This is a genomic window from Flavobacterium jejuense, from assembly GCF_006491595.2.
Classification (GTDB): domain Bacteria; phylum Bacteroidota; class Bacteroidia; order Flavobacteriales; family Flavobacteriaceae; genus Flavobacterium; species Flavobacterium jejuense.
In genome coordinates, this window is sequence record NZ_VEVQ02000001.1 from 543,234 (window position 1) to 566,912 (window position 23,679).

The following is a 23,679-nucleotide window of genomic DNA, read 5'->3' on the forward strand; positions in this document are numbered from 1 at the left end:
CCTACGCAAAATAATTACGCATAACCATACCACCTTTGTATCAGAAATTAAAAACAAAGGGTATGCAAATTATTATACAATCAGAAAACAACCATTTGCTAGACATACTTTATAAAAACCCAGCAACCGATTTGGGTTTGTATTGTAAAGAATTGCGTAATGGCGTCTTAATTGGAAATGCAGTGAGTGCAAACGAATACCACTGTTTGTTCCAAGATACCAAAAACAGCTATTTACCAGACGAAGGCAATCCAATCGATTTTCAAAGCTATTGCAGTCCGTTATTGGCATTGAACATGGCAACGGAATTTTTCAATCATTTGTTCAAAAGCAACGAAACATTGGAAAGCACCACTTTATCTTGGTTGGGTAAAACGTATCCTGAAATAGATACTTTACCAGCAAATATAGTAGTGCCAACATTTTATATCGATTCCGGTTGGTATAAAAATGGAACATTCTTGCTATCAAAATACATTGAGGGTATTTCGGTTACACCAAAAATAGGAAACAATTATAGTTTAAAAGTAGAAGGTAAAACCATTCGTGAAACTTTACATAAGTTTTCGGTAGTCGCATTGTTTTGTCATTTTACCAATAAACATTCGGAATACATGTACATTGATGATTATTTCATTCAAAAGCACATTACGATATTGGCTAATTTACCAAATGTTCCTTATTTCGTGTACTATTTGTTCATCAAACGATTAATGCGTTCACCAGAACAGTTTAGGACATTCAAACCGCAATTAGAAGCTTATTTTAACAACACAATTCAGTTTGTTTTTACAGATACGCATCAATCTCGAAAAGAATTCATTTGCAATCGTATTGAGAAAGATGAAGCTGTTTTGGATTTTGGTTGTGGAAATCTACAATATTTCAAGAAATTACGTAAAAGTGGTTTCACAGCGGAATATTTGGCACACGATGAAGAGGATTTTGAAGACACCGTAGATAAAATAATTGGCTATGAAAATGTAGAGAACTTGCATTGGATAGCCAATAAAGAAGACTTGAAAGGATTTGAAGGACAAGTGATTTTGAGTGAAGTTATCGAGCATAACACGCTAGAACAAGCTAAGGAATTGTTGCATTGGATAAAGGAGAACATCAATTTTACAACCTTGTTTATCACAACTCCAAATAGCGAATTCAACGTGAATTATGAAATGACAGAAGAATTCCGTCATGATGATCACGATTTCGAATTAACCAAACAAGAATTCATGGCTTTAATCGCTTCTATATTTTCAAACAAAATGGAATATCACGGAATAGGAGATTGCGTTAACGGAGTCTATCCAACAAGTGCAATGATAATTTACAACGCTAATCACTAATTACTCATCACTAATCACTAAAAAATGATCGATATAAAAATAAAAAAAAGAATAGAATGGTTCAGTAACAATCAAATAAACGATTTTGCACCAACCATTTCACCAGCTTCAAAATATATGGAGAGTAACGAAATAGAAAGTATCCGTCAAGCTGTAAAATACTTCCTACGTAAAAACCAAACTGAAATTGTAGTACAAAAGAAGTACATGGGTTCCTATTGTAGTATTTATTTAAAACGAAATTTAGCAGACACCTATTTTATTTCTAGAAACGGACATAAAATAGAACATACTGATTTGGAAATAGCTAAAAATAGTTTGAAAGAGCTACACCAAAAAATGCTAATGCAATATCCCGATTTTGATACGCTAATTATCGCTTCAGAATTATTGCCATGGAGCATTTTAGGAGGTGGATTAATCGAAAGAGAATACAATGCCTATCATGACGCTTTGGAAACACATACTAATTATTTAGAAAATAGTAATTTGTATAATAAAATGGAAACAGTCAAAGCTTCAGAAAGCTATGTGAAGTATTTTGAAGACAAGAAAGCGTTGACAAACAAAGAGTTTAAAGTCAAATATCCTAATCATGTTATAAGACAATATGAAGCCATTGCAAATTTTAAAGTATTAGATATCCCAAAACAAAAGGAATCTTTGGCCATTTTTAAAACACAAATTGATACGTTTGGTAAAGAAGGTGCTTTACATTTCAAGCCGTTTAACGTTTTAAAGATTGTTTACCAAGATGGTAAGGAAACGATTCCAAATAGTAATTTGACGTATGCATTAGTAAATGACGATGTTTTTTTACACTTGAACTTTACACCAGAAAATGAAGCAGAAAATTTAGCCAAAATAGATACTTTTTTCGACACGTTAACTACTGAAAACGAAGAAGGTATTATGATAAAACCAGCTAAAAGTTATGTAAAAGGATTGCCACCTTGCTTTAAAGTAAGAAATAACAATTATCTCACGATGATTTATGGAATCAATTTTAATGCTAATTTTGAGTATTATTTAGAACGCAGAAACATCAAAAGAAAGTTGGAACAGTCAATCAATGGTTGGGAAATTAACCAACAAATGTTGGAAATTCCATACAAAGCATTGAATGCTGAAAATTATTTAATGAAACTCTTGCTTTTAAAACGAATCAATAATGAGGAAATAGAAAAAACATTAGATCCAAGGTTATAAGTCTTTAAAATGCAGAAATAAAATAGTAAAAAACAAAACTTAGTGAGTCTTCGTGAAATTACTTCGTGCTACTCTCAAAAATATATAAAATGAAAAAAACACCAAAACTAACACTCCTAATAGGTTGTCCAGCATCTGGAAAAAGTACGTTTGCCGAATGGCTTGTGAAATCTGAGTCAAAAACATTTCGAGTAAGTCGTGATGAAATCCGTTTTTCGCAATTTCAGGAAAAAACGGATGATGCTGTAGAGAAAATAATTACTAAAATGGTTCACGAGCAAGTGAAAACGTTATTGTCTAATGGTTGGAATGTAGTTTTGGATAATTGTCATACCAAAAAAGACTATATAAAGACAGCTATTAAAGAATATAGTGATTTAGCTAACATTGAATTCAAATTGTTTGATGTTCCTTTAGAAGAGCTTTTAGAGCGAAATTCAAAGCGAAGTAGAGTAGTACCAAGAAATGTTATTGAAAACATGTTCAAGCAATTGGAAAACTTGAAAACGAATTTCGATTTCGAACCTATTAAAAAAACAAAAAGAAAAGATTTAGAATATGGAGAGCAAGATGTTTCGTTGCCAAAAGCTATAATTTGTGATTTAGATGGAACATTAGCCTTAATGAATGGAAGAAATCCTTTTGATGCTAGTAAATGTGATGAAGATTTGTTGAACGAACCAGTTGCGAATATCTTGAAAAACTATAAGAACATAGGACATACGATTATTTTGCTTTCTGGAAGAGAAGATAAATACAAAGAGCCTACATTACGATTTTTGGAAAAATACAATATTGAATACGATCATTTATTCATGCGAAAAAGCAAAGACAGCCGAAAAGATAGCATAATTAAAACCGAATTATTCGATACCGAAATTCGTAACAAATATTTTATCGAATTTGTATTAGACGATAGAAACCAAGTAGTTGATATGTGGAGAAACGACTTAAAATTGCCTTGTTTCCAAGTGTATTACGGGAATTTTTAAAAATTTTAAATCTGACAGGTCTTTGAAACCTGTCAGATTTGTTATTACTAACAATAATTTAAAAGAATAAATGATTAGAAAAATATTTTTTATTGGGACTATTATAGCTCTAATTTCTTGTAAATTAGAATCAAAAGACTTTCCATTTTATAAACAAAAAACAACTCAAGAATGTGGACCAACCTGCTTAAAAATGATTTTTGAATATTATGGAGATAAAATTTCTTTAGATTCTATTAATATTTTATCAAAATTAGATAGTATTGAAGGTACAAATCTTCTTAACCTTTGTGATACAGCTGAAACTTTAAGATATAGAACATTAGCGATTAAAATAGATTTTGAAAAATTTAAAGAGGCTCCATTACCAGCAATTTTACACTGGAATAACAATCATTTTGTGGTTGTTTATAAAATAGAAAATGATTCCATATCAATCGCAGATCCAGCAGTTGGATTATACAATTTAGGAATTAATGAATTTAAAAAGCATTGGTATGCAAATCCTGATTATGTAAATGAAGGTATTGCTTTGTTGTTAGAGAAAATGAATTCAAAAGAAAAAATTATCTATAGGGTTAATCAAAAAAGCAAGAAGAATACTCATAAGTAATTCTACAAAAAAAGCGTATTTTTTATTTTGTAAAGTGAAGATTTGACAACTTTTAAAAAGTTGTCAAATCTATATAGTAGGTGAAATTTTTAAATAACAGTGTGGATAAAATTAAGGCTTTATGAAAGATACTAATCCTCCTAAAATAGAAACCTTGAAGGCAATTGATTTTAATACAGTTGAAGATTTTGGTAAAGGAAGTAATGCTTTAGATTTGAAGAAATCAATGGCTTTTCAATTGGGGCAAACTCTAGCATTGTACAATAAAATAGAAGTATATACCAAACAAGACATTATTGCTTCTTTTCCTGAATTAGAGCCTCATTTAATGTGATTCCCAAATGCAGAAATAGAAACGATTCAACAGTTTGTTGATCAATTTATTGCTGTTCTTGAATTAGAAGTACCAAAAATGAAAGTTACAGAAGAGTTATTAAATAAATAACCATAATCTTGTTAAGTTGAGAAGAGGAAATATGTTGTAAAAAAGCACATTAAAATAGTTCAAGAGAAACGAAATGTTTATTACGCAAAATAATTACGTACATATATTTCACCTTTGTACTATAAAATAAAAAGAAATGAATACGCAGTTACTCCAAAAAATGATTGATGAAGGTTATATCAAGATCAACAAACATCCTGAGCAGGATTTGTACATCTATAACTATACTCAAACAGCACAGTTTGATAGACTTTGGAACGAAGTAACCTTAGCATGTCGTGGTATTATTATGGATGCTAATCAAAACATTGTTGCGAGACCTTTTCCTAAGTTTTTCAATTTAGGAGAGCAAGAAGGTGTCGAAATTCCAAAGACCTCTTTTGAAGTGTATGACAAAATGGATGGCTCTCTAGGTATTTTATATTGGATTGAAAACATTCCGTACATAGCTAGTCGTGGTTCTTTTACAAGCGATCAAGCCATTAAAGCCACTGCAATGTTACATTCGACTTATAAAGAAGTTTGGAAACATTTGGAGGCATCCAAAACGTATCTTTTTGAAATCATTTATCCAGAAAACCGAATTGTTTTAGATTATGGAACAAAAGAAGCTTTAGTTTTATTAGGTGTAATGGATACGCAAACAGGTGTAGAGTTGCCTTTAGAAGACCTTGGTTTCCCAATCGTTGAAAAATATGATGGTATTAATGATATTGAAACTTTAAAAAGTTTACAAAATGATGATAAAGAAGGTTTTGTGATCAAGTTTGAAAACGGTTTCCGATTGAAAGTGAAATTTGACGAATACGTTCGTTTGCATCGTATCATTACTCAATTAACTAGTATTGATATTTGGGAACATTTAAAAGAGAAACAACCTTTAGATGCTATGCTAGAACACGTTCCAGATGAATTTTTTAACTGGGTAAAAAATGTAATTAAAACTTTAAATAAAGAGTTTCAAGTCATTGAAAAACAATGTAAAATAGATTTTAAAGTTTTAGAAAATAGAAAGGAAACCGCATTTTATTTTATGAACTGTTCCTATCCAGCAGTTTTGTTTTTAATGTTAGATAACAAATGTTACGATCATGAAATTTGGAAAAGAATTCGTCCTACTTTTGAAAAACCATTTATGAATAGTGAAGAAATTTAATCATGTCAAAACAAAGCAATAGAGGCAAAGAAGCCAAAGACGATTTCTTTTTTGGAACACCCAAATTCAAAGAAAGCATAAAAGAAGCCCTGGTTGATATGAATTATCTATTAACCAGAGGCTATTCTGAGAAAAATGCCTTGTTTACAGTAGGAACACGTTATAAATTAGCCAGTCGCCAACAAAAAGCTGTGCAAGGCATGAGTGCTTCCAAAGAACAATTAGCTATTCGTAAAGTAAAAGAAGTAGCATTGGAGGCATTGGAAAACAAAACACTAGTAATCGATGGATTCAATATTCTAATTTTACTGGAAAGTACTTTATCTAATGCGTATATTTTCAAAGGTCAAGACCATTGTTATCGCGATTTATCGAGTGTTCACGGCAATTATAAAACCGTTAATCAAACTGAAATGGCTATTGATTTAGTAATACATTTTTATAATGAAAGTAAATTACACCAACTAGTTTGGATTTTCGACAAACAAGTTTCAAACAGTGGGAGAATTAAAACTAAAATTGAAGCCAAAGCAATAGAACAGCAAGTAAATTGGCAAGTGATCTTAGAAGATAATGCCGATCAAGCTCTTGTAAACTCCAATCAAATAGTAGCTTCTTCTGACGGAATTGTATTGGATAAAGCCACCAATTGGTTTAATTTGGCAACCTATTTAATAGAAACAAAAATAGACAGTAAAACGATTTTTTAGTTGTATAATGATCACCCAAGAAAACCTACATATAACACTAGTAGAAGCAAAAGCCTTTCTTTCAGAAGATTGGAAAAGCAAAAACCAAGCTTTTCTGCAAGAGGAAGTCATATCTTTTTTTGCCAAACAATTATTTATCCAATTGAATGCAACTCCAAATGGACTCAAATTGCCTTATTTTAAAGAAGAAATACAACAAGATTTTGCAGAAGCTTTGAACCAATTTAAAAAGGTGTTTACCAATGAAAATGAGTTGGTTGAACCAAAAATTATTAGTCAAATACTAGAAGAGATTCCTTTTAAAGAGCTATTGTTACTCATGGGACAACGTATTACTTCAGCTAGTGTACAAGACGTAAAGGCTATTCCACCTTTACGAAAAATAATACTAGAAAGTTGCTTTCAACCTTTAAACAAAGAAACAACAGTAGTCGTAAAAGCTTGGGAAAAACACGTAGGTCGTTATCCAAAAAGCATTTTTGAGCAGTTAAAAGGTAATCAAAGAGAAAAAGAAATTACGATAAAGAAACAAATTGATTATATCATAGAAAGTCAAACCTGGTGGAATGTTTTTTACCATTACAAACACGGTTTAGTCTACGAAATCAGAATTCCAAACGGACAAGGTATGAGATGGAGTAGCGATGGAAAACAATTTATAGGTTTTTTAGAACAATTTTTATAAGTTTAAACAATGAATAAAGAAAATATAAATTATCCATTTACGCAAGAAGAATGGGACAACTGTCTCAAAGTATTGACAGTTTTAAAGGATAATCCTTTTGAAAATCCAGATAACACTCGTTTTGCTGCTTTGATTACCAAAATACATAAAAACGCAAAGAAAAGTCAGCGTACAGCAAGTTATACCTCTAAAAAAGCAAGTGATTTAGAAACCATTTTGCAAACTACTTTATCTCAAAAAGCAGTAGCAGGTAAAACGCTATATGCTGATGAAGATAAAGTAGCACAACCTATTTTTACTCCTTTGCAATTAGGAAAAAATTGTTATTGTTGTAATATTACTTATACAATGGCTCACGAATTTTACAATCGTTTGTGTCCTAATTGTGCTCAAGAAAATTATGAAAAACGGTTTCAAAATACCAATCTCGAAAACCGAAACGTAATACTAACTGGTGGTCGTGTAAAAGTAGGATTTGCCACAGCTTTACGAGTATTGCGAAACAAAGCCAATGTAGTAGTAACAACCCGTTTTCCAGCCTTAGCATTGGAACAATTTCAGGCAGAAAAGGATTATGACACTTGGAAAGACAATTTAACCCTTTACGGCTTAGATTTAAGAAATTTACAAGCCATAAGCGATTTTGTTGCCTTTTATAGATCAAACTATGATTCGTTAGATATACTAATAAACAATGCAGCACAAACCATTAAATATACAGATGAGTATTATTTGCCTTTATTAAAAAAAGAAGAAAAGTTATTAATTGATTATAAAGGTAACAAGCAATTGGTTGCCAATGCAACACCCATTTCAAAAGAAATAAAAGCCTTAGAATACAATTCTTCAGAAAGTACAGCAATACAATTATCAAGATTTGGGCAACCAGTAGATACCAGAGAAAAAACAAGTTGGAACTCAACCTTAGAAGAAGTATCCCTGTATGAATTAGTTGAAGTCAATTTAATCAATCAAATGGCTCCATATTATTTGATAAAAGAATTAAAACCTTTATTTTTAACCTCTAATTTTAAGGAAAAGTTTATTATTAATGTTACTTCTTCTGAAGGAATTTTTAGTTATACTAATAAAACGATGTTTCATCCGCATACCAATATGACTAAAGCAGCTTTAAATATGCTAACCTTAACATCTGGAAAAGAATTTGCAAAGGAAGATATTTATATGAGTTGTGTTGATGTAGGATGGATTTCGACAGGAGCAAGAGAAGAGTTACGAAAAAAACAATTTGAAAAAGGATACATTCCACCATTAGATTCTGTTGATGGAGCTAGTAGAATAATGGATCCTATAGTTCAAGGCATAGCAGGCAATTATTTATTCGGTGTCTTACTTAAAAATTATAAAGTGTCACCGTGGTAAGAATAGAACACTGTAGTTTTAAGAGGAAAAACGATTGGTCTGCAACCTTTAGTTTCAGGTTCGATTCCTGATGGTGTTTACGAAGGTGTTAGTTTAATTGGAAAAATGTCCGTACCAAATGGGATATACAAGTTCGAGTCTTGTACACCTTCCAAAAAAATAAATGGGAATAATAGTTCAATTGGAAAACGTCAGACTGCTAATCTGAAGATGTGAGTTCGAGTCTTACTTATTCCCATTTTTATAAAAAATACATCTAACGTAAAATAATTGCGTACTTCCTTCTGACATTTGTAGAAAATAAAAACAAATGAAAAACCTCTATAACAAAGGATCTTATCGTGGTTATGAATATGCTAAACATTTGAGACCTTTTAATAAGAAATTAGGGAATAGAAAATGGCGCGCTACGGTTGATGCTGTTGTTCAAGAAGCACTTGCTTTGGAACAAAACAATACAAATGCAATTAGAAATCCTAATATTAAAAAGAAGCCCAAGAAAAATATTAAAGTAAAAATAAAATTTAAAGAACATAATGACAAAATTTCCTCTGTTTATACCAGCTATAGTTCTTACAAACAATTAGAAGATGCTATAAAAAGAAATAATGTTATTACAGTCTTATTTAAAACAAACAAGAAAACTCCATCAGGGAGATATTACCAATATGAAGAATTACATAGACATCGGAATCAACCTAACGAATAGGCAATTCCACAATGATATAGAACATATCATTCAAAACGCTTTAGAAGCAACAGTAACGCAAATGATACTAACTGGAACCAGCGTAAAAGGAAGCGAAGAAGCACTAAGAATCGCAAAAGAATATCCAACTGTTTTATATAGTACTGCTGGTATTCATCCTCATGATGCTAAAAGTAGAGATAACCAAAGTATTGGAAAACTGAAAAAACTCTTAGTCAACAAAGAAGTAGTAGCAGTAGGAGAGTGCGGACTCGATTTTGACCGTGACTTTTCACCACGAGACCAACAAGAAAAATGTTATAAAGAACATTTAGAATTAGCAATAGAAGTCCAAAAACCACTTTTTTTACATGAAAGAGCTGCTTTTACTCGTTTTATGGCAGTTACCAAAGACTATTTACCACAATTACCTAAAGCGGTCGTACATTGTTTTACAGGTACATTAGCAGAAGCCAAAACGTATCTAAATAACGGATTTTATTTAGGATTCACAGGAGCCATTAGCGATACCAAACGATTTGCTCATTTAGAAGAAGTAGTAAAGTATGTTCCTTTAGATAAAATAATGATTGAAACCGATGCTCCTTTTATGTTGCCAAAAAACGTACCTAAAGCAAATTTAGTTAAGTATCACGAACGTAGAAACGAACCTGCTTTTTTACCTTATGTAGCACAGAGTATTGCTAGTTTCAAAGGCATTACAGTGGAAACAGTTGCATTAGAAACGACTAAAAATACGAAAGACTTCTTTGGTATTTAAGCTTTAAAGGTATATTGAAATAGCAAATGAGTTCCATTTGTTGTTTCAACAATTTCAAATTTACCTTCAATTTTTTCCATTCTCAATTCCATATTGGTTAAACCATTTCCTTTTTTAACAGCCTCAGATAAACCAATTCCATCATCAATAACCTCAATTTTAAAGGAAGTAGCTGTTTGTTCAAATTGAATCTTGATACTTTTGGACTGACTGTGTTTGTAAACATTATGAACCGCTTCTTTAACTACTAAGAACAGATTTCTCCTTGCTTTTACAGGTAAATTAGTTTCACTTTCTATTATAGTAGAACCCAATTCTAAAGCAATGGTAGTTTTATCTAAAAAGCGTTCTATATAAACACTAGTATACTCTATAAAATTACCAATGGTATCATTTTGAGAATTTAAACTCCAAAGAATTTCTCGCATAGCCAAGTTCATATCTTCAGAAGTAGTGATAATAGCTTCTAAATCTTCCGTATAAGTCGTTTCTTTTATCTTATATTTTAAAAACTCAGCTTGCAGTTTTATAGCAGAAATACCAGCACCTAAATCATCATGCATGTCTTGTGAAATGCGTTCTCTTTCTACTTGAATCGCTTTCTGACGTTCCAATTCTTTTTGCAACAACTGATTTTGAAACTCGCTTTCTTTAATTTGGTTTTCTTGTTGTTGAATCAATTGCTTTTTATTATAAACAAAAACCACCATAATGATAAAGCCAACAAAAAGTAGCATTACTATGATGGCAATGATGTAAGTAAGCTTTATTTCGTGTGGAAGTTCCTTCATGTTTTTATCTTTTACAAAAAAGGCCTTTCAAAAATAAACAATAAGAAAAAATTGTAGCTATTTGATAACCAAAACTAATTTGTCTTAAAAATTGTTTGTCATTAATTTCTAACCAATACATTGGAGTAAATCTAAAAAGAAATACCACAGCCCAAATTATTAAGGAAGAACTTACCCAAAAAGCCTGCTTTTTTAATATTTTTACGTCATCTACATTTACAAGTTGATAAAAAAACCATTGTAAAGTAAAAAGTATATAGGTTAAACTCATTATCATTCCTATTATAATAGGATAATCTACTATATTGTTATCAAATAATACAAAAAGATAAATGGAAACTGCAACCAAAGTAATTAAAGATAATACGTATTTGTTTACTTTTTGATTTAGATAATAATAAAAGAAAAACAATATATAAGATATTGAAAAATAGGTATATATTACAGAAGATGAATTTTTTAAGATTTTTATTTTTGTAAACTCAACTCCAAATACTATAATAAAATAAATCCATAATAATCTTTGCCTAGCAGTTTTCTTATAAATAGAAACTACTAGGCAAAGAAATAGTATTAAAAGATAACTATTTATTAAAAACATATAGTAAATATAATAATTTTAGCATGGATCTGGTGGGTTTAAGCAGAAAGTGTCAAATGGATCAGAGTGAATAATTGATTTTGAAAGTTTAGAATTAACAATTCCTTTCATTATTAAAGTATATTGATGATTATATTCTGCTTTTCTATAGTGTACCCTTTCAGAATAGCTATCTTTAATAATCGCTGGAGTAAACTGAATTGTATAATTATCTGTTGATTTAAATGGCAATGACATAACAGGTTTAACATCTAAATCTTTGCATAAAGTAATTATTTGTGTATTTTCACGTTTTGTTTTTTCAAGATCATTATCAATAACATATTGATCTAAAATTGACTTTAGACTCTTATAAAAGATGTTATTCTTTACTTCACCTGACTCAGGATCAGAAATTAGGATTGGTTTATTAACATCCATCAACATAAACTTTTGATTAGGATTGACATCTGTATAAAATGCAAATAAAAGTCTTTCAAAGTTAAAATTTTCTATTTGTAAACCTTCAATTTTATTTAAACGAATCAATTCTAAATGAACTTTTCTATATCCTGCATTATTTTTCTCTTCTAGAAAAGCTTTTAAGACATGATAATCTAAATTGTAAATTTGATTTAATTCTTTATGTTCTTTTAATGATGATGAATAGAAATTTTTTTTCCTTTCCTTTTCAACTTTTAATGGGATTTTAATAACTATCTCTTTGTCTAAAAAAGATTTTTCAAAAGTATGCAGGTATTCTTCTCTAAACTCATTATCATGTTTAATTTTTTCAATAAAACTCTGTACAATTTCTTCTAAGTAATTATTTTCTTCCATAATTTCTAATTTTTATTGTTAAACTTATTTATTGCCTCAATTTTGTTGTTTACTTGTAACTTTCTGTAAATATTGCCTATGTGTTTTTTTATGGTGTCTATGGTAACACATTTTTTATCGGCTATTTCTTTATAAAGTAGTCCTTGTGCCAGCAATTCTAGTACTTCTTTTTCGGTTACAGTTAGCAACGAAATGCTTTGTACTTGTACTTTTGATTCTTGAAAATGTTGTAAAACACGTTTGGCAATTGTAAAACTCATGGGTGCACCTCCTTTATGAGCTTCTTGAATGGCTTGTATAATTTTATCCATCGGTTCACCTTTTACCAAGTAACCACTTGCTCCTGCACGCAAGGCTGAAAAGATTTTCTCATCGTTTTCAAAACTCGTACACATGACGAAAGTGGTTGTTGGCATCGTTTCCGTCAATTGAAAAACAAGGTCAATTCCCGAAAGGTCTTGTAATTGAATGTCCATTAAAACCACGTCTGGTTCTAAGGCTTCTAATTCTTGCAAAGCTGTTGTACCATTATAAAACTGAGCTACACATTCCATCTCTTCTTGAAAATCGATAATTTTCTTCAAAGCTTGGTTGTAGTTTTTATCATCTTCTACTATGGCAATTCTAATTTTCATGTTGTTACATTTTCAGGACAAAGTTGGGCAATAAACAAATCACACACAATTACCCTTTCGGGTGATATTTTGAAATCGGCTGTATAAATATACAAATCTTATTTATTAAAAAACTTACAAAAAAAAGATTCATCTGCTAAAGCGAAATATCACCCGAAAGGGTAATTGATTGGTATAGTGTTCTGTAGGTACTTTTGAACCAATAACTAATACAATAGATAGTATGATAGCAAATAGGTACTTCAATGCAGTAGAATTGCAATTTTCCAACATACTTAACTCCTGTAAAGCTCCTTTTGTAAGAGCTATAGAAAGTTTTATATGAAGCAAATATCAAAGTAATCCATCAAGTATAACAGTTAATATATAGTAATCAAATAAAATTTATAAATATGACATTCGAAGAACAAATCAAAAAATTAGTTGCCGAATTTGAGGCAAAAAGCAAAGAAGTGGCAAAGCAATTAAATACTTATGCTGACGAAATTGAGAAAAATGGAGAAGTGCTACAAGATAATGGAACGTTATTCAGCATCAAAAGTGATGAATATACCTATAATTTTGAATGGAAAGAAGTTTCTTTTCATGTGCCTATACCTGAAATTGGAAAAAATCAACAACGTGTTGTTTTAAAACTTCCAGAAATCACAATGGAAAACCGAGAAATTATTTTTGATGTACCAACTACCCGCATGGTTGATAAAAAAATTGGTGAAAAACCAGAAATGACTTGTGGCTGGAAAATAACTAAAGTAGGATTTGGATTGAAAACTAAGACTTGGCAATGCACTACAAAATGGACACCAATTATTACAGCAATTCCTGAAGTTGTAATGAAAGAACATAAAATAATTACTAAAATTCCAAAAATAGTTTTTAAAGATAAAGAACTTATTTATGATATGCCAAGCATAACAATTAGAATGAAATTAGTAAAATTTAATTGTTTAGTAATTACAAGTGTAAATTATGATGGGGAAGAGGAAGCTATAGAAACAACATCTAAAAAAATTGAGTCAAAACAAGCAGAATTAAATGTGCTTTCCTTAAGTTTCGAGAACCAACTTGAATCATTAACCATACAGATGATAAATGAAGAGTTCGACACAGCGGAATTAAAAGTTAGAGAACAATTTGAACCAATAACTTCTGATTATGAAAGTTCTATTGTGGAATGTAAAAATACCATTAGAGATTTGAAAAATAATAATGCAGTTGATGCCTTAAAAGTAGAAGAAAATAAACTTAATGACTTGATTGCTAAATTGAAAAAAGCTGTTGAACCGATGGAAAATATTTTGTCTGATTTATTGAAAGACAGACTTAATGCGATTAAAGAAGTTGAAAGCAAATAAACAAGTAGCCTAACGATGCTATGAGTAATTACTAGTTTGTAACCAATCTGAAAATCTATGCGTATTTTCAGATTGGTACAAACCTATAAAGTTAAATGCAAAATTTTGCAACTACTCTTAGCCTAGATCGATGATTTTGAACTTAGTATTAGTTATTATCGTTTTCTACTATGGCAACTCTAATTTTAGTTTTGTTTTATTTTTTGAACAAAGTTGGGCAATAAATAATGTGTCCATAATTACCCTTTTGTGTGATAGTCAAAAATAAATAGTCAAAACTTTCCAAAAAGAATGATTTTAACAGTTACAAAATATCACCCAAAAGGGTAATTGATTGGTATAGTGCTGTATAAATACCTTTGAAACATCAACCAATACAATAATATCATGATAACAACAGCAATTAAAGAAAAATGTCATTCATTGAAATTTAATGAAAAAGAACAAAAAGAGTTATTAATTAAAAATTCATATACACTGCGAAAGTTAATAGGAGTATTAGGAATTTTATTGCCCGTTTTATTGCCATTACTTTTACTCTTTACAGATGGATTCACAGAAGTATTACCCTCTATAAGTCATTATTATTATACAAAATCAGGTCCGTTGTTTATTGCAATAATGTCTTTATTAGCTATTTTCTTTATAATATATAAAGAAAAATGTACAGACTTTATTATTTCATCAATTACTGGTATGGCTGCATTAATTGTTGTTCTACTACCAACAGATAGTTTGTTACAAGGATGTTTAAATATTTCTGAAAATCACATAGTTACTATTTTAGAAAAAAATCCTACTAGAGAAGCCTTTCATTATATAGCAGCAGCAATTTTCTTATTGTCCTTAGCCTATATGTCATTATTTCGCTTTACAAAAACTAGTGAAGGGTATGAAAAAGCTGAAATACAATTAAAATTTAGACATAAATTATATAGAACCCTTGGAGTGATAATGCTTCTATCTATAGTAATTATCTTTTTAGGAAGCGACTATTTTAATAAAATTGTTCCTAATTCATTTCATGACTTTTACAAAACCCATCATCTTACTTTTTGGTTTGAAACCATTGCTGTGGAATGCTTTGGTATTTCATGGTTAGTAAAAGGAGGAGAATTTAAATTAAAAAAATAACATTAAAAACTAAAACATCATGAAAACGACAACATTCATCCTTTATTTTTTATTCTTTGGAATTATTGGCTACAGCCAAGTAGAAACCAAAGTAATTATTGTAGATTTGAGTAAACCACACATAAAGAGTGTTTTAATTTGCAAGGATTCATCTGGAGAAGTAGCAAATCCTCCTTGTGATAATGTTGATAGTAGCAAATGGCTATCTGTCCAATCTAAAGATATGATTTCCATTAAACTAATTAATGGAAATCCTTTAAAATTTGATTATAAGATTGATACAAAAAATATCATTTTTTATAATGATAATGTAGATAATAATTTAAATCAAATAATTAGTGAAATTGAAAGACTATCAATTGCGCCTAGTATAGCTTATGCAGTTCCCATGGGAACAATTCAAAATATTGTTGATACTAATAATCGATTGTTTATTAGTATTAATGAATTAAATATTGAAGTAGATACTTTTTATGAAACTTTGAAGCAAAAAAAGGTTCTTACAGAAGAGGATTATATAGATAGGAGTGTTGAATTGTTAAAAGAAAGTAAAAATATTTTAAAAGAAACTTATGAAAATGATAATGAGCTCCAATCATTTGTAAAGGATCCAAATTATAATGACGTTAAAAAAGTAGCAATTGCTAATAAGAATATGGCTGCAAAAAGTGTTGATAATATAATAAATAAATTATACTCAATAAATTTAGATAGTTATACTTTACCAATTGACATTCAAGGTCAAAATATTGATGCCATAGAATTTAAATTGAAACGATTTGATAAAGAAACAAAAGAAGAAGATATCAATTTTGCATCGAAACCTTATAATATTTGGATTAAAGGTGGTTTAAAAATAGATGTTAGTGCTGGATTATTTTTTAGTTCACTCTATGATTACGAATTTGACAAAAGAGATGATTTAAGTACTTCTGGAAACAAAATTATAACCTTAAAGAATAAAGGAGAATATGATTTGGCATTTGGTTCTATGATTAATACATATGTTCGTATGAATTCTTGGGTAGTGCCAACTCTTAATTTTGGTGCGGCATTAACTCAAAATGAGAAATTACAAGTACTTTTCGGTGGTGGACTTATATTAGGAAAGCAAGAACGAATTATTCTTACTGCTGGTATTTCTATGGGAAAAGTAGAAAGAATTGCTGATTCTTATAGTGTAGGAGAATCCTATAACCTTGGAGATTCTGGCACTATCCCTACACAAAGCGAGTTTAAATTTGGAAACTTTTTTGGAATAACCTATAATTTATCTAAGGTTAAGAAAATAAGTTTGGATAAAGGAATAGAATAAACATTCCATTATTATTAATCACAAAACCCACTCCTACGTAAAATAATTACGCAGGAGTGGTTTTACTTTGTACCATAATCTAATAGTACTTAACTATTGCTTTGAAAACGTAGGACAATCTTCGTTTCCAAAACAATAAATTAATTAAAAATGAATATCAAAATTCAAAAACTATTAGAAGGAGAAACCATTGTTTCTCGAGAAGCCGGTAACAGTATGTTACCCATTTTAAAGTCCAAGCAAGCCGTTCGATTGGCACCCACGAGTTGGGAAGAATGTAAAGTGGGTGATATCGTCTATTGTAAAGTAAGAGGCAACGTGTATACGCATTTAGTAAAAGCTAAAAACGAAAGAAGAGGATTACAAATAGGCAATAATCACGGACACATAAACGGCTGGACCAAGCAAGTATATGGAAAAGTAATTGAGATTCTCAAGGACTAGCTGTATGCTTTTTTAGTTTTTGGTTGTAGGTTATAAGTTGTAGGTTATAAGTTGTAGGTTGTAAGTTGTAGGTTGTAAGTTTTGGGTTGTATGTTTTGGGTCGTGTATTATTTGCTTTTCACTTTTCACTATTTAGTACTCACTTTTCACTATTTCACAGTTTGGTACGATATTGGTTAGGGTTTTGTTCGGGAAAGCTTCGGAAAGGGGTACCACAACCCCGAACATGACTCGAACAAAACCGCTACAAAACCATACCAAAACTAGAATGGATTTAGTAAAAGCAGATTAACATAAAAAAGGAAAACTATGGCCATTATAAAAACACCAGGAAATTACCCAAAACGCATAGGGAATTATGTAATTTATACCTCAAGAGAACAAATTATTCTACGAAGCATCAGTGGGTTTACAAGTGCAGCGTTGAAGAAAAGTGCGAAGTATAAAAAATGCCGACAAAACGCAAGTGAGTTTGGTAGGCTTTCCGCTTTGTGTAAAACGATACGCATTGCCTTACAACCCATTTTGCCTAAAGCGAATAATTTAGCTATAGTGAATGGTTGTACCAAAATTATGCGAGAAGTCATGACGTTTGATACCGTTTCTAAAAAAGGCATGCGAACATTAGAAGCCGGTTTGAGTACCATTGAAGGGAAATTGCATTTGCAAAACTATCAGTTTAACCCTCAAATCACTTATGCATTACCAGTTACAGTAAGCGATACAGTTACTATAGACGCTACAGCTATCGTTTTCCCAAAACAAAGTCAGTACGTAGCAGCTACTGTACATTATTTAGATTGCGACTGGGAAACCAAAAATCATATGCTAATAACAGGAGAAAAAACGTTGTACAAAAGAAACGAAATACCAGCCATCCTAACGTTACCTTTGCCAGAAGAAACAACCAAAGGAACTGTTTTTACGATACTAGAACTGGCATTTTACAAAAAAGTAAAGGGAAATTTAGTAACTATGGAGGAGGATAGTAGTAAAGTGGTGATGATTTTGCGTGTGGAGTAGGGTTCTAGGTTGTAAGTTCTAGGTTGTCTCAGTTTGTGTTGATTGTTGTAGGTTCTATGTTGTAGGTTTTAAGTGATGTGGATTACAAAACAGAATTCTCAATCTTGTCATGCTGTAAGCATCTCACAAGTAGCGTACGCAATCAAAATCCTCAATGCTGTACCATAAGTAGCGCAAACTTTATAGAGTTTCAAGTGAGACCCTTACAGGGTGACAGTATTGTGTGTAGCTGTTGGTAAAAAAAATCGGTTTACTTTCACAATTCTTATCCACAATCCATTTACACACAAACTGATAGAATAGGTTCTCTGTTCTCTGTTCTCTGTTGTCTGTTGTCTGTTGTCTGTTTTGGGTTGTTTAAATCACAAAATCAATCTGTGAGAATAAGTGAAATCAGCGTGCTCAGCGTTCCATTTACACCCAATCTGAGAAAACATAGAACCTACAACCTACAACAGTTAACAATCAACACAAACTGAGACAACCTATAACCTAGAACATACAACCTACAACCTACAACAAAAAAACAGGTAAAAATACCTATATCCACCAACCCGTTTTATTACTATATTTGAGAAACACGATTATGAAAGATAAAATACTTGAAAAACTAAAAGAGATAGAACTTCAAAAAGGAGTGGAGTTGTTATATGCTGTTGAAAGTGGGAGTAGAGCTTGGGGTTTTGCTTCTCCAGATAGTGATTATGACATCCGTTTTATTTACAAACACGATTTGGATTATTATTTGTCGCTTTGGGAACAACCCGATACTATTGAATTCATGACTGCAGACGATTTAGACGGCTCTGGTTGGGATTTACGGAAAACCGTAAGGTTACTGGCCAAATCCAACGCATCTTTGCTGGAATGGATTTTTTCTCCAGTAGTGTATTATGAAAATGAAGCGTTTATGCAACAACTAAGAACCTTGGCAAAAGACTGTTTTTCACCAGTGGCTTGTTTGCACCATTATTTGGGGACGACTAAAAACTTCATGGCCGTTTGCGAACAAGAAGAAGTAAAACTAAAAAGCTATTTCTATGCCTTGCGAACGGCTTTAGCCGGAAAATGGATTATAGAAAACAATACCTTTCCACCAGTAGCTTTTATGGAATTGTTACCTATTGCTCCACAAAACATAAAAGACAAAGTAAAAGAATTAATGGAAATAAAAGCCAACCAAAACGAAACCTATTTACACCCAAAAGAAGCACTAATCACCAACTTCTTACAGGAAACAGTAGCTTTTAACCAAGAAAATGCGAGTGGTTTGGGAAGTGGGAAGAAAAGGAGTGTGGAATTGGATGGGGTTTTTAGGGGGATGATAAAAAGTTAATTGTATATTAGTTTAATAATGAAAAACAATTTACTTTGCGTTAATTATCTTAGATTTAAAAAAAACAAAATCATATTTATGAAAGTCCAAAGTTTTATTATAGAAGGGTTGTTTGACGAAGTATTCAAAATCAATATAAAAGATAATAAATTAATAATAGTAGCTGATAACGGATCAGGTAAAACCACAATTTTAAGGTTATTGTATTTTTTTCTAACAAAACAATGGGCTAAAATTATTGAATATGAATTTGATAAGATTATTGCAACAATAAATGACAAAGAATATATTTTTAAAAGAAAAGAGTTTAAGGCAAATAAGATATCAAAAAAAATTTATAATAATTTAGCAAAGAAATACAGTAATTATTCATCTTTTATTAATAACGTATTTTTAAAATATAATTTAAATGATTTAAAATCAAATTTATATATGATTGATGAAATAGAACAAGATTATGATGTTCCAAAAAATTTGATTTTATCATTAATTGACGAGTTAGAGTTAAAGAAGTTTGATGACTCAGTTTTTGATTGGGAAATTAATGTTATTTATTTGCCTACTTATAGAAGAATAGAAAAAGATTATTTTTCAATATATGGTGATATTGATAAACGAGTATCTAATTATATTCTTACTTTATATCCTGAAATTAGAAATATAATAATTAAGGAGAAAAGTCAAAATAATAGTGATTTTAGTGAAACTGAAGAAGATTTAAATAAGATTTTTACTAAAATTATAAGTTCTAGAAATAATGAAAAATGGTTGAAAAATAAGACAATTGTTGATAAGCTTGAAATGATTGAATTTGGTATGACTGATGTTAATTTCAGACTAAAAGAATTTTATCAATTGAATTTGGATAAAAAAAATGAATTAATAGTTAGTTTTATCGAACTAATTAATAGGTACTTCAATAAAGAAAAAACTCTTTTTTTTGATGACCAATATTGTGAGTTGTTTTTAAAAAATAATAATAAAAATATCATAACTAATTTGCATGATTTATCATCTGGTGAGAAACAATTAATATCTCTTTTTAGTCATTTATTTTTTGATGATAAAAAATCTTTTGTTATTGTAGATGAGCCAGAAATTTCGCTATCAATAGCTTGGCAAGAGATGATATTAAATGATATAATTAATCATAGTATAGGAACCATTGTAGCAACGCATTCACCTTTTATAGTTAATAATTTGCTTAGAGAAAATACTTGTGGAATAAAAGAATTCTTAATAAATGAGTAATACTGTTGATCTTTTTTTTAATGCAAAAGAGAATATTTCTGACAATAAATCATTGCTTGAAATTAAACAACATTATGATTTTAATAAAAAAACATTACATGTGTTTGTTGAAGCAGATGATGATTTTGAATTTTATCGAAAATCAATTGAATATATATATAGTGGTTTTGAAATTCTACATTATCCAAAGAATGGAAAAAAAAATGTTTTAAGCTCATACAACATATTTAATTGGAACCTTTATGATAAATCAAGAATATTGTTCTTTGTCGATAAAGATTATGAAGATATAATTGGTTTTTCAAGTAAAAAAGATAGAAATGTCTTTGTTACTAAATTTTATTCTATAGAAAATTATATTTCCTCAAGTAAAGTTTTTAAATATACACTTGAGAATATTTTTAAATTAAAAAATGACAATTTAGTTAATGAATATGTAGATAAATTTGAGAACTCTTTTAAAATTTTCGAAAATTATTTAATGTACTTAACTAGTATTATATTAATTTTCAGAAAGAACAATGAACATATGCAATTAAATAGTTTAAAAATGGATGATTTTTTTATATTAAAAAGTGTTGATATTTTTAAATTAAAATATAGAAATTCTGAAGTATTAAAAAGAATAAAAAAGAGTAGTATTCCAGCAAAAGATAAAGCTATATATAAAGATTCAAAGACTTTAGAAAGTATAAAAAAGACAGGTGCAGATATATCTAAGATTAATTATAAAACTATTCTTAAAAATATAAATTTACTTAAAGAATATAATGATAGTAAGCATTTTATAAGAGGTAAATACCAGTTATGGTTTTTTAGTAAATGTGTTAATAATATATCCTCTATTTCTTCAAATATAAATAGTAGAATTCAAGAATTAAATAAAAAATTACCTGAAGACAAAAAAATTACAAATATAAATACTTCAATTATCATTAATGAAAGTAATATTTTTGCTATTTTACCTATGAAAATTGATAAGCATAATGATGTTAATATTTTTTTAATACATAATAAACAAAAAATAAATGGATAGTATAAGAGATATTTTTTCAAATAAAATTTTTAGAATACCTGATTACCAACGTGGTTATTCATGGGAAAAAAATCATTTGGAAGATTTTTGGCAAGATATAATAAACTTACAAAAAGATAAAGTTCATTACACTGGTATGATTAGTGTAGAAGAAGTTGATAAACAAGAATACTCAAAATGGAAAGAAGATAAATGGGTTATTGAAGGAAGAAATGATAAACCTTTTTTTATTGTTGATGGACAACAACGTTTAACTACAATAATAATATTATTATGGGTTATTATTGATAGTATAGATGAAAATGAACAATTAAGTTTCGAAACAAAAAGTTCATTAATTAACAAATATATTTTTACACAAAATATAGCATCCGAAGATAAGTCATACATTTTCGGGTATCACAAAGATAATCCAAGTTATGAATTTTTGAAAAGAGAAATTTTTGAACAAAACGATAGTCCTAATAAAACTTTAGAACAAACTACTTATACTAATAATCTGTTTACTACAAAAGATTTCTTTATTAGAAGAATTAAAACGCTTTCTTTGAACGAAAAAAGTAATTTATTCGATAAAATAACTAAACAATTAAAATTTGATTTTAAAATACTTGATAAAGAATTAGATATATTTATAGTTTTTGAAACTATGAATAATAGAGGTAAACCTTTATCTAATTTAGAAAAACTAAAAAATAGACTAATATATTTATCAACTTTGTTAGAAGAGGAGACATCAATAAAAAAAGAGCTAAGAGAAGATATCAATGATAAATGGAAAATCATTTATAAATATTTAGGTTTAAATAAAGATAAAAAATTAGATGATGATTCATTTTTACAAAATCATTGGATTGTTTTCCATAGATATGAAAGAAGAGAACCTGAGTTTTATGCTAATGATATTTTTGATAGAATTTTTACATCACAACAAGTCTTTTCAAAAAAAATAGGTCATAAAGAGATTAAAATTTATATCGACAGTATAGGTGAAGCAGTTAAACAATGGTTTGTTATGTTTAACCCTTCTCATGAACATGCATTTGAGATAACTCAATCAAGAGAATTAATTTATTGGTTAAAAAAACAAAACATAGTTGGTTTTAAAGCCTTTCAACCTTTAATAATGTCGGCATTATTGGTAAATGAAGATATTAAATTGAAAATTGAATTGGTTAAAAATACTGAAGCATACGTTTTTTTAATTTTTAATGTTTCAGCAAGAAGATCAAATACAGGAACTTATCATTTCAATGCTAAAGCAAATGAATTGTATAAAGATGAATTAAATATAAATGATATAATTGAAGATTTAAAATTTTGGATTTATGGTACAGAAGAAATATCCGGTTATTTTGATAGAGATAATTTTTATAATTTTTTAAAAGATTTATTTCAAAGAGATGCAACCAACGGATATGCTAATTGGAATTACTTAAAATATTTTTTGTTTGAATATGAATATTATTTAAACGATAATTATTTAAATAAAAATATTGTATTATACAATGGTGTACATGTTCAAAATATTTTGCCTTACGAACCTATCAGTGCATGTTGGAAGAAACAAATAGCACAACATACTAAGAGGGAAAAGAAATATATAACTGGAAGTTTGGGGAATTTTATTTTAGTTAAATCAAGGAGCGCAGAATTCAACGAAGTTTGCTTTGATGAATTGAAATTAAAAATAAATAATGATAGTTTATTAATTGAAAATGAGATAAGCCAATTTGAAAAATGGAACTATGATTCAATTTTAGAGAGAGGTATGAAATTACTTAGATTCTTTGAAATAAGATGGAATATAAGTTTAGGTAGTGATGTTCAAAAAAAAGAATTATTGTTTTTAGATTTTAAACAAAATGACGAAAATCGTGTAATTTTTAAAAATATTACCTAAAATATCAGGGATACCTTATCTTGTTTGA

23 protein-coding genes and 1 tRNA gene are annotated in these 23,679 nt (G+C 29.4%); 21 read left to right on the top strand and 3 right to left on the bottom strand.

The window, feature by feature from the left end; translation table 11 throughout:
* The first annotated feature begins 62 nt into the window (after positions 1-62).
* The 12 genes from FIA58_RS02500 (at position 63) to FIA58_RS02555 (ending at position 10,008) form a co-directional block, all read left to right on the top strand.
* Entirely contained in the window at positions 63-1,346 is a 1,284-nt protein-coding gene (locus FIA58_RS02500; RefSeq protein ID WP_140959687.1) for a methyltransferase domain-containing protein, read from the top strand.
* 24 nt (positions 1,347-1,370) lie between these two features.
* Complete coding sequence (locus FIA58_RS02505) at positions 1,371-2,555, top strand: hypothetical protein (protein ID WP_140959689.1); 1,185 nt, start codon at positions 1,371-1,373, stop codon at positions 2,553-2,555.
* A gap of 89 nt (positions 2,556-2,644) precedes the next feature.
* The gene (locus FIA58_RS02510) at positions 2,645-3,547 is read left to right on the top strand and encodes a phosphatase domain-containing protein (RefSeq protein ID WP_140959691.1); all 903 of its coding nucleotides are present in this window, start codon (positions 2,645-2,647) and stop codon (positions 3,545-3,547) included.
* A gap of 70 nt (positions 3,548-3,617) precedes the next feature.
* The gene (locus FIA58_RS02515) at positions 3,618-4,160 is read left to right on the top strand and encodes a cysteine peptidase family C39 domain-containing protein (RefSeq protein WP_140959693.1); all 543 of its coding nucleotides are present in this window, start codon (positions 3,618-3,620) and stop codon (positions 4,158-4,160) included.
* A gap of 121 nt (positions 4,161-4,281) precedes the next feature.
* Positions 4,282-4,494, top strand: coding sequence for a hypothetical protein (locus tag FIA58_RS02520; RefSeq protein ID WP_140959695.1), 213 nt, complete (start codon positions 4,282-4,284; stop codon positions 4,492-4,494).
* Positions 4,495-4,741: 247 nt separating this feature from the next.
* Positions 4,742-5,761, top strand: coding sequence for an RNA ligase (locus tag FIA58_RS02525; protein WP_140959697.1), 1,020 nt, complete (start codon positions 4,742-4,744; stop codon positions 5,759-5,761).
* Positions 5,762-5,763: 2 nt separating this feature from the next.
* A complete protein-coding gene (locus FIA58_RS02530; protein ID WP_140959699.1) occupies positions 5,764-6,471 on the top strand; it encodes a DUF434 domain-containing protein in 708 nt (235 codons plus the stop codon).
* A gap of 7 nt (positions 6,472-6,478) precedes the next feature.
* The gene (locus FIA58_RS02535; RefSeq protein ID WP_140959701.1) at positions 6,479-7,156 is read left to right on the top strand and encodes a hypothetical protein; all 678 of its coding nucleotides are present in this window, start codon (positions 6,479-6,481) and stop codon (positions 7,154-7,156) included.
* A gap of 9 nt (positions 7,157-7,165) precedes the next feature.
* Positions 7,166-8,539 carry an SDR family oxidoreductase gene (locus FIA58_RS02540; RefSeq protein ID WP_140959703.1) on the top strand — a complete coding sequence of 458 codons (1,374 nt, stop codon included), beginning with the start codon at positions 7,166-7,168 and terminating at the stop codon, positions 8,537-8,539.
* A 166-nt stretch (positions 8,540-8,705) separates the two neighbouring features.
* Positions 8,706-8,776: transfer RNA gene (locus tag FIA58_RS02545), tRNA-Ser, on the top strand.
* A 73-nt stretch (positions 8,777-8,849) separates the two neighbouring features.
* Positions 8,850-9,248 carry a hypothetical protein gene (locus FIA58_RS02550; protein ID WP_140959705.1) on the top strand — a complete coding sequence of 133 codons (399 nt, stop codon included), beginning with the start codon at positions 8,850-8,852 and terminating at the stop codon, positions 9,246-9,248.
* A complete protein-coding gene (locus tag FIA58_RS02555) occupies positions 9,208-10,008 on the top strand; it encodes a TatD family hydrolase (protein ID WP_140959707.1) in 801 nt (266 codons plus the stop codon). The genes FIA58_RS02550 and FIA58_RS02555 overlap by 41 nt, the downstream gene beginning before the upstream one ends.
* Here the strand turns inward: FIA58_RS02555 and FIA58_RS02560 are convergent.
* The 3 genes from FIA58_RS02560 to FIA58_RS02570 form a co-directional block, all read right to left on the bottom strand.
* Positions 10,005-10,799 (bottom strand): sensor histidine kinase, encoded by a 795-nt coding sequence (locus FIA58_RS02560; RefSeq protein WP_140959709.1) that lies wholly within the window; start codon positions 10,797-10,799, stop codon positions 10,005-10,007. The two genes, FIA58_RS02555 and FIA58_RS02560, sit on opposite strands and share 4 nt — an antisense overlap.
* Positions 10,800-11,418: 619 nt before the next feature.
* On the bottom strand, positions 11,419-12,219 hold the full coding sequence (locus FIA58_RS02565) for a hypothetical protein (RefSeq protein WP_140959711.1): 801 nt from the start codon (positions 12,217-12,219) through the stop codon (positions 11,419-11,421).
* A gap of 5 nt (positions 12,220-12,224) precedes the next feature.
* Entirely contained in the window at positions 12,225-12,854 is a 630-nt protein-coding gene (locus FIA58_RS02570; protein WP_140959713.1) for a response regulator transcription factor, read from the bottom strand.
* A gap of 392 nt (positions 12,855-13,246) precedes the next feature.
* Here FIA58_RS02570 and FIA58_RS02575 point away from each other — a divergent pair, with 392 nt between their 5' ends.
* The 9 genes from FIA58_RS02575 (at position 13,247) to FIA58_RS02615 (ending at position 23,651) form a co-directional block, all read left to right on the top strand.
* Complete coding sequence (locus tag FIA58_RS02575) at positions 13,247-14,209, top strand: hypothetical protein (RefSeq protein WP_140959715.1); 963 nt, start codon at positions 13,247-13,249, stop codon at positions 14,207-14,209.
* A 387-nt stretch (positions 14,210-14,596) separates the two neighbouring features.
* Positions 14,597-15,343: a hypothetical protein gene (locus FIA58_RS02580; protein ID WP_140959717.1), complete on the top strand. Its 747-nt coding sequence runs from the start codon at positions 14,597-14,599 to the stop codon at positions 15,341-15,343.
* A 19-nt stretch (positions 15,344-15,362) separates the two neighbouring features.
* Positions 15,363-16,658: a hypothetical protein gene (locus tag FIA58_RS02585; RefSeq protein ID WP_140959719.1), complete on the top strand. Its 1,296-nt coding sequence runs from the start codon at positions 15,363-15,365 to the stop codon at positions 16,656-16,658.
* Between the two features lie 150 nt (positions 16,659-16,808).
* Positions 16,809-17,102 carry a phage repressor protein gene (locus FIA58_RS02590; RefSeq protein WP_140959721.1) on the top strand — a complete coding sequence of 98 codons (294 nt, stop codon included), beginning with the start codon at positions 16,809-16,811 and terminating at the stop codon, positions 17,100-17,102.
* A gap of 309 nt (positions 17,103-17,411) precedes the next feature.
* Positions 17,412-18,125 (top strand): hypothetical protein, encoded by a 714-nt coding sequence (locus FIA58_RS02595; protein WP_140959723.1) that lies wholly within the window; start codon positions 17,412-17,414, stop codon positions 18,123-18,125.
* Between the two features lie 586 nt (positions 18,126-18,711).
* Complete coding sequence (locus FIA58_RS02600) at positions 18,712-19,461, top strand: nucleotidyltransferase domain-containing protein (protein WP_140959725.1); 750 nt, start codon at positions 18,712-18,714, stop codon at positions 19,459-19,461.
* Between the two features lie 78 nt (positions 19,462-19,539).
* The gene (locus tag FIA58_RS02605; RefSeq protein ID WP_165928831.1) at positions 19,540-20,712 is read left to right on the top strand and encodes an AAA family ATPase; all 1,173 of its coding nucleotides are present in this window, start codon (positions 19,540-19,542) and stop codon (positions 20,710-20,712) included.
* A complete protein-coding gene (locus FIA58_RS02610) occupies positions 20,705-21,748 on the top strand; it encodes a DUF4435 domain-containing protein (protein ID WP_140959729.1) in 1,044 nt (347 codons plus the stop codon). Before FIA58_RS02605 ends, FIA58_RS02610 begins: the two co-directional genes overlap by 8 nt.
* Positions 21,741-23,651, top strand: coding sequence for a DUF262 domain-containing protein (locus FIA58_RS02615; RefSeq protein ID WP_140959731.1), 1,911 nt, complete (start codon positions 21,741-21,743; stop codon positions 23,649-23,651). The genes FIA58_RS02610 and FIA58_RS02615 overlap by 8 nt, the downstream gene beginning before the upstream one ends.
* Positions 23,652-23,679: the final 28 nt, after the last annotated feature.

Coding starts and splice junctions, on each gene's coding strand:
- FIA58_RS02610 (WP_140959729.1), top strand. CDS start 20,705: ATGAGTAATACTGTTGATCTTTTTTTTAATGCAAAAGAGAATATTTCT.
- FIA58_RS02565 (WP_140959711.1), bottom strand. CDS start 12,219: ATGGAAGAAAATAATTACTTAGAAGAAATTGTACAGAGTTTTATTGAA.
- FIA58_RS02520 (WP_140959695.1), top strand. CDS start 4,282: ATGAAAGATACTAATCCTCCTAAAATAGAAACCTTGAAGGCAATTGAT.
- FIA58_RS02500 (WP_140959687.1), top strand. CDS start 63: ATGCAAATTATTATACAATCAGAAAACAACCATTTGCTAGACATACTT.
- FIA58_RS02530 (WP_140959699.1), top strand. CDS start 5,764: ATGTCAAAACAAAGCAATAGAGGCAAAGAAGCCAAAGACGATTTCTTT.
- FIA58_RS02615 (WP_140959731.1), top strand. CDS start 21,741: ATGGATAGTATAAGAGATATTTTTTCAAATAAAATTTTTAGAATACCT.
- FIA58_RS02505 (WP_140959689.1), top strand. CDS start 1,371: ATGATCGATATAAAAATAAAAAAAAGAATAGAATGGTTCAGTAACAAT.
- FIA58_RS02555 (WP_140959707.1), top strand. CDS start 9,208: ATGAAGAATTACATAGACATCGGAATCAACCTAACGAATAGGCAATTC.
- FIA58_RS02560 (WP_140959709.1), bottom strand. CDS start 10,799: ATGAAGGAACTTCCACACGAAATAAAGCTTACTTACATCATTGCCATC.
- FIA58_RS02550 (WP_140959705.1), top strand. CDS start 8,850: ATGAAAAACCTCTATAACAAAGGATCTTATCGTGGTTATGAATATGCT.
- FIA58_RS02535 (WP_140959701.1), top strand. CDS start 6,479: ATGATCACCCAAGAAAACCTACATATAACACTAGTAGAAGCAAAAGCC.
- FIA58_RS02600 (WP_140959725.1), top strand. CDS start 18,712: ATGAAAGATAAAATACTTGAAAAACTAAAAGAGATAGAACTTCAAAAA.
- FIA58_RS02580 (WP_140959717.1), top strand. CDS start 14,597: ATGATAACAACAGCAATTAAAGAAAAATGTCATTCATTGAAATTTAAT.
- FIA58_RS02595 (WP_140959723.1), top strand. CDS start 17,412: ATGGCCATTATAAAAACACCAGGAAATTACCCAAAACGCATAGGGAAT.
- FIA58_RS02590 (WP_140959721.1), top strand. CDS start 16,809: ATGAATATCAAAATTCAAAAACTATTAGAAGGAGAAACCATTGTTTCT.
- FIA58_RS02585 (WP_140959719.1), top strand. CDS start 15,363: ATGAAAACGACAACATTCATCCTTTATTTTTTATTCTTTGGAATTATT.
- FIA58_RS02525 (WP_140959697.1), top strand. CDS start 4,742: ATGAATACGCAGTTACTCCAAAAAATGATTGATGAAGGTTATATCAAG.
- FIA58_RS02605 (WP_165928831.1), top strand. CDS start 19,540: ATGAAAGTCCAAAGTTTTATTATAGAAGGGTTGTTTGACGAAGTATTC.
- FIA58_RS02515 (WP_140959693.1), top strand. CDS start 3,618: ATGATTAGAAAAATATTTTTTATTGGGACTATTATAGCTCTAATTTCT.
- FIA58_RS02510 (WP_140959691.1), top strand. CDS start 2,645: ATGAAAAAAACACCAAAACTAACACTCCTAATAGGTTGTCCAGCATCT.
- FIA58_RS02575 (WP_140959715.1), top strand. CDS start 13,247: ATGACATTCGAAGAACAAATCAAAAAATTAGTTGCCGAATTTGAGGCA.
- FIA58_RS02570 (WP_140959713.1), bottom strand. CDS start 12,854: ATGAAAATTAGAATTGCCATAGTAGAAGATGATAAAAACTACAACCAA.
- FIA58_RS02540 (WP_140959703.1), top strand. CDS start 7,166: ATGAATAAAGAAAATATAAATTATCCATTTACGCAAGAAGAATGGGAC.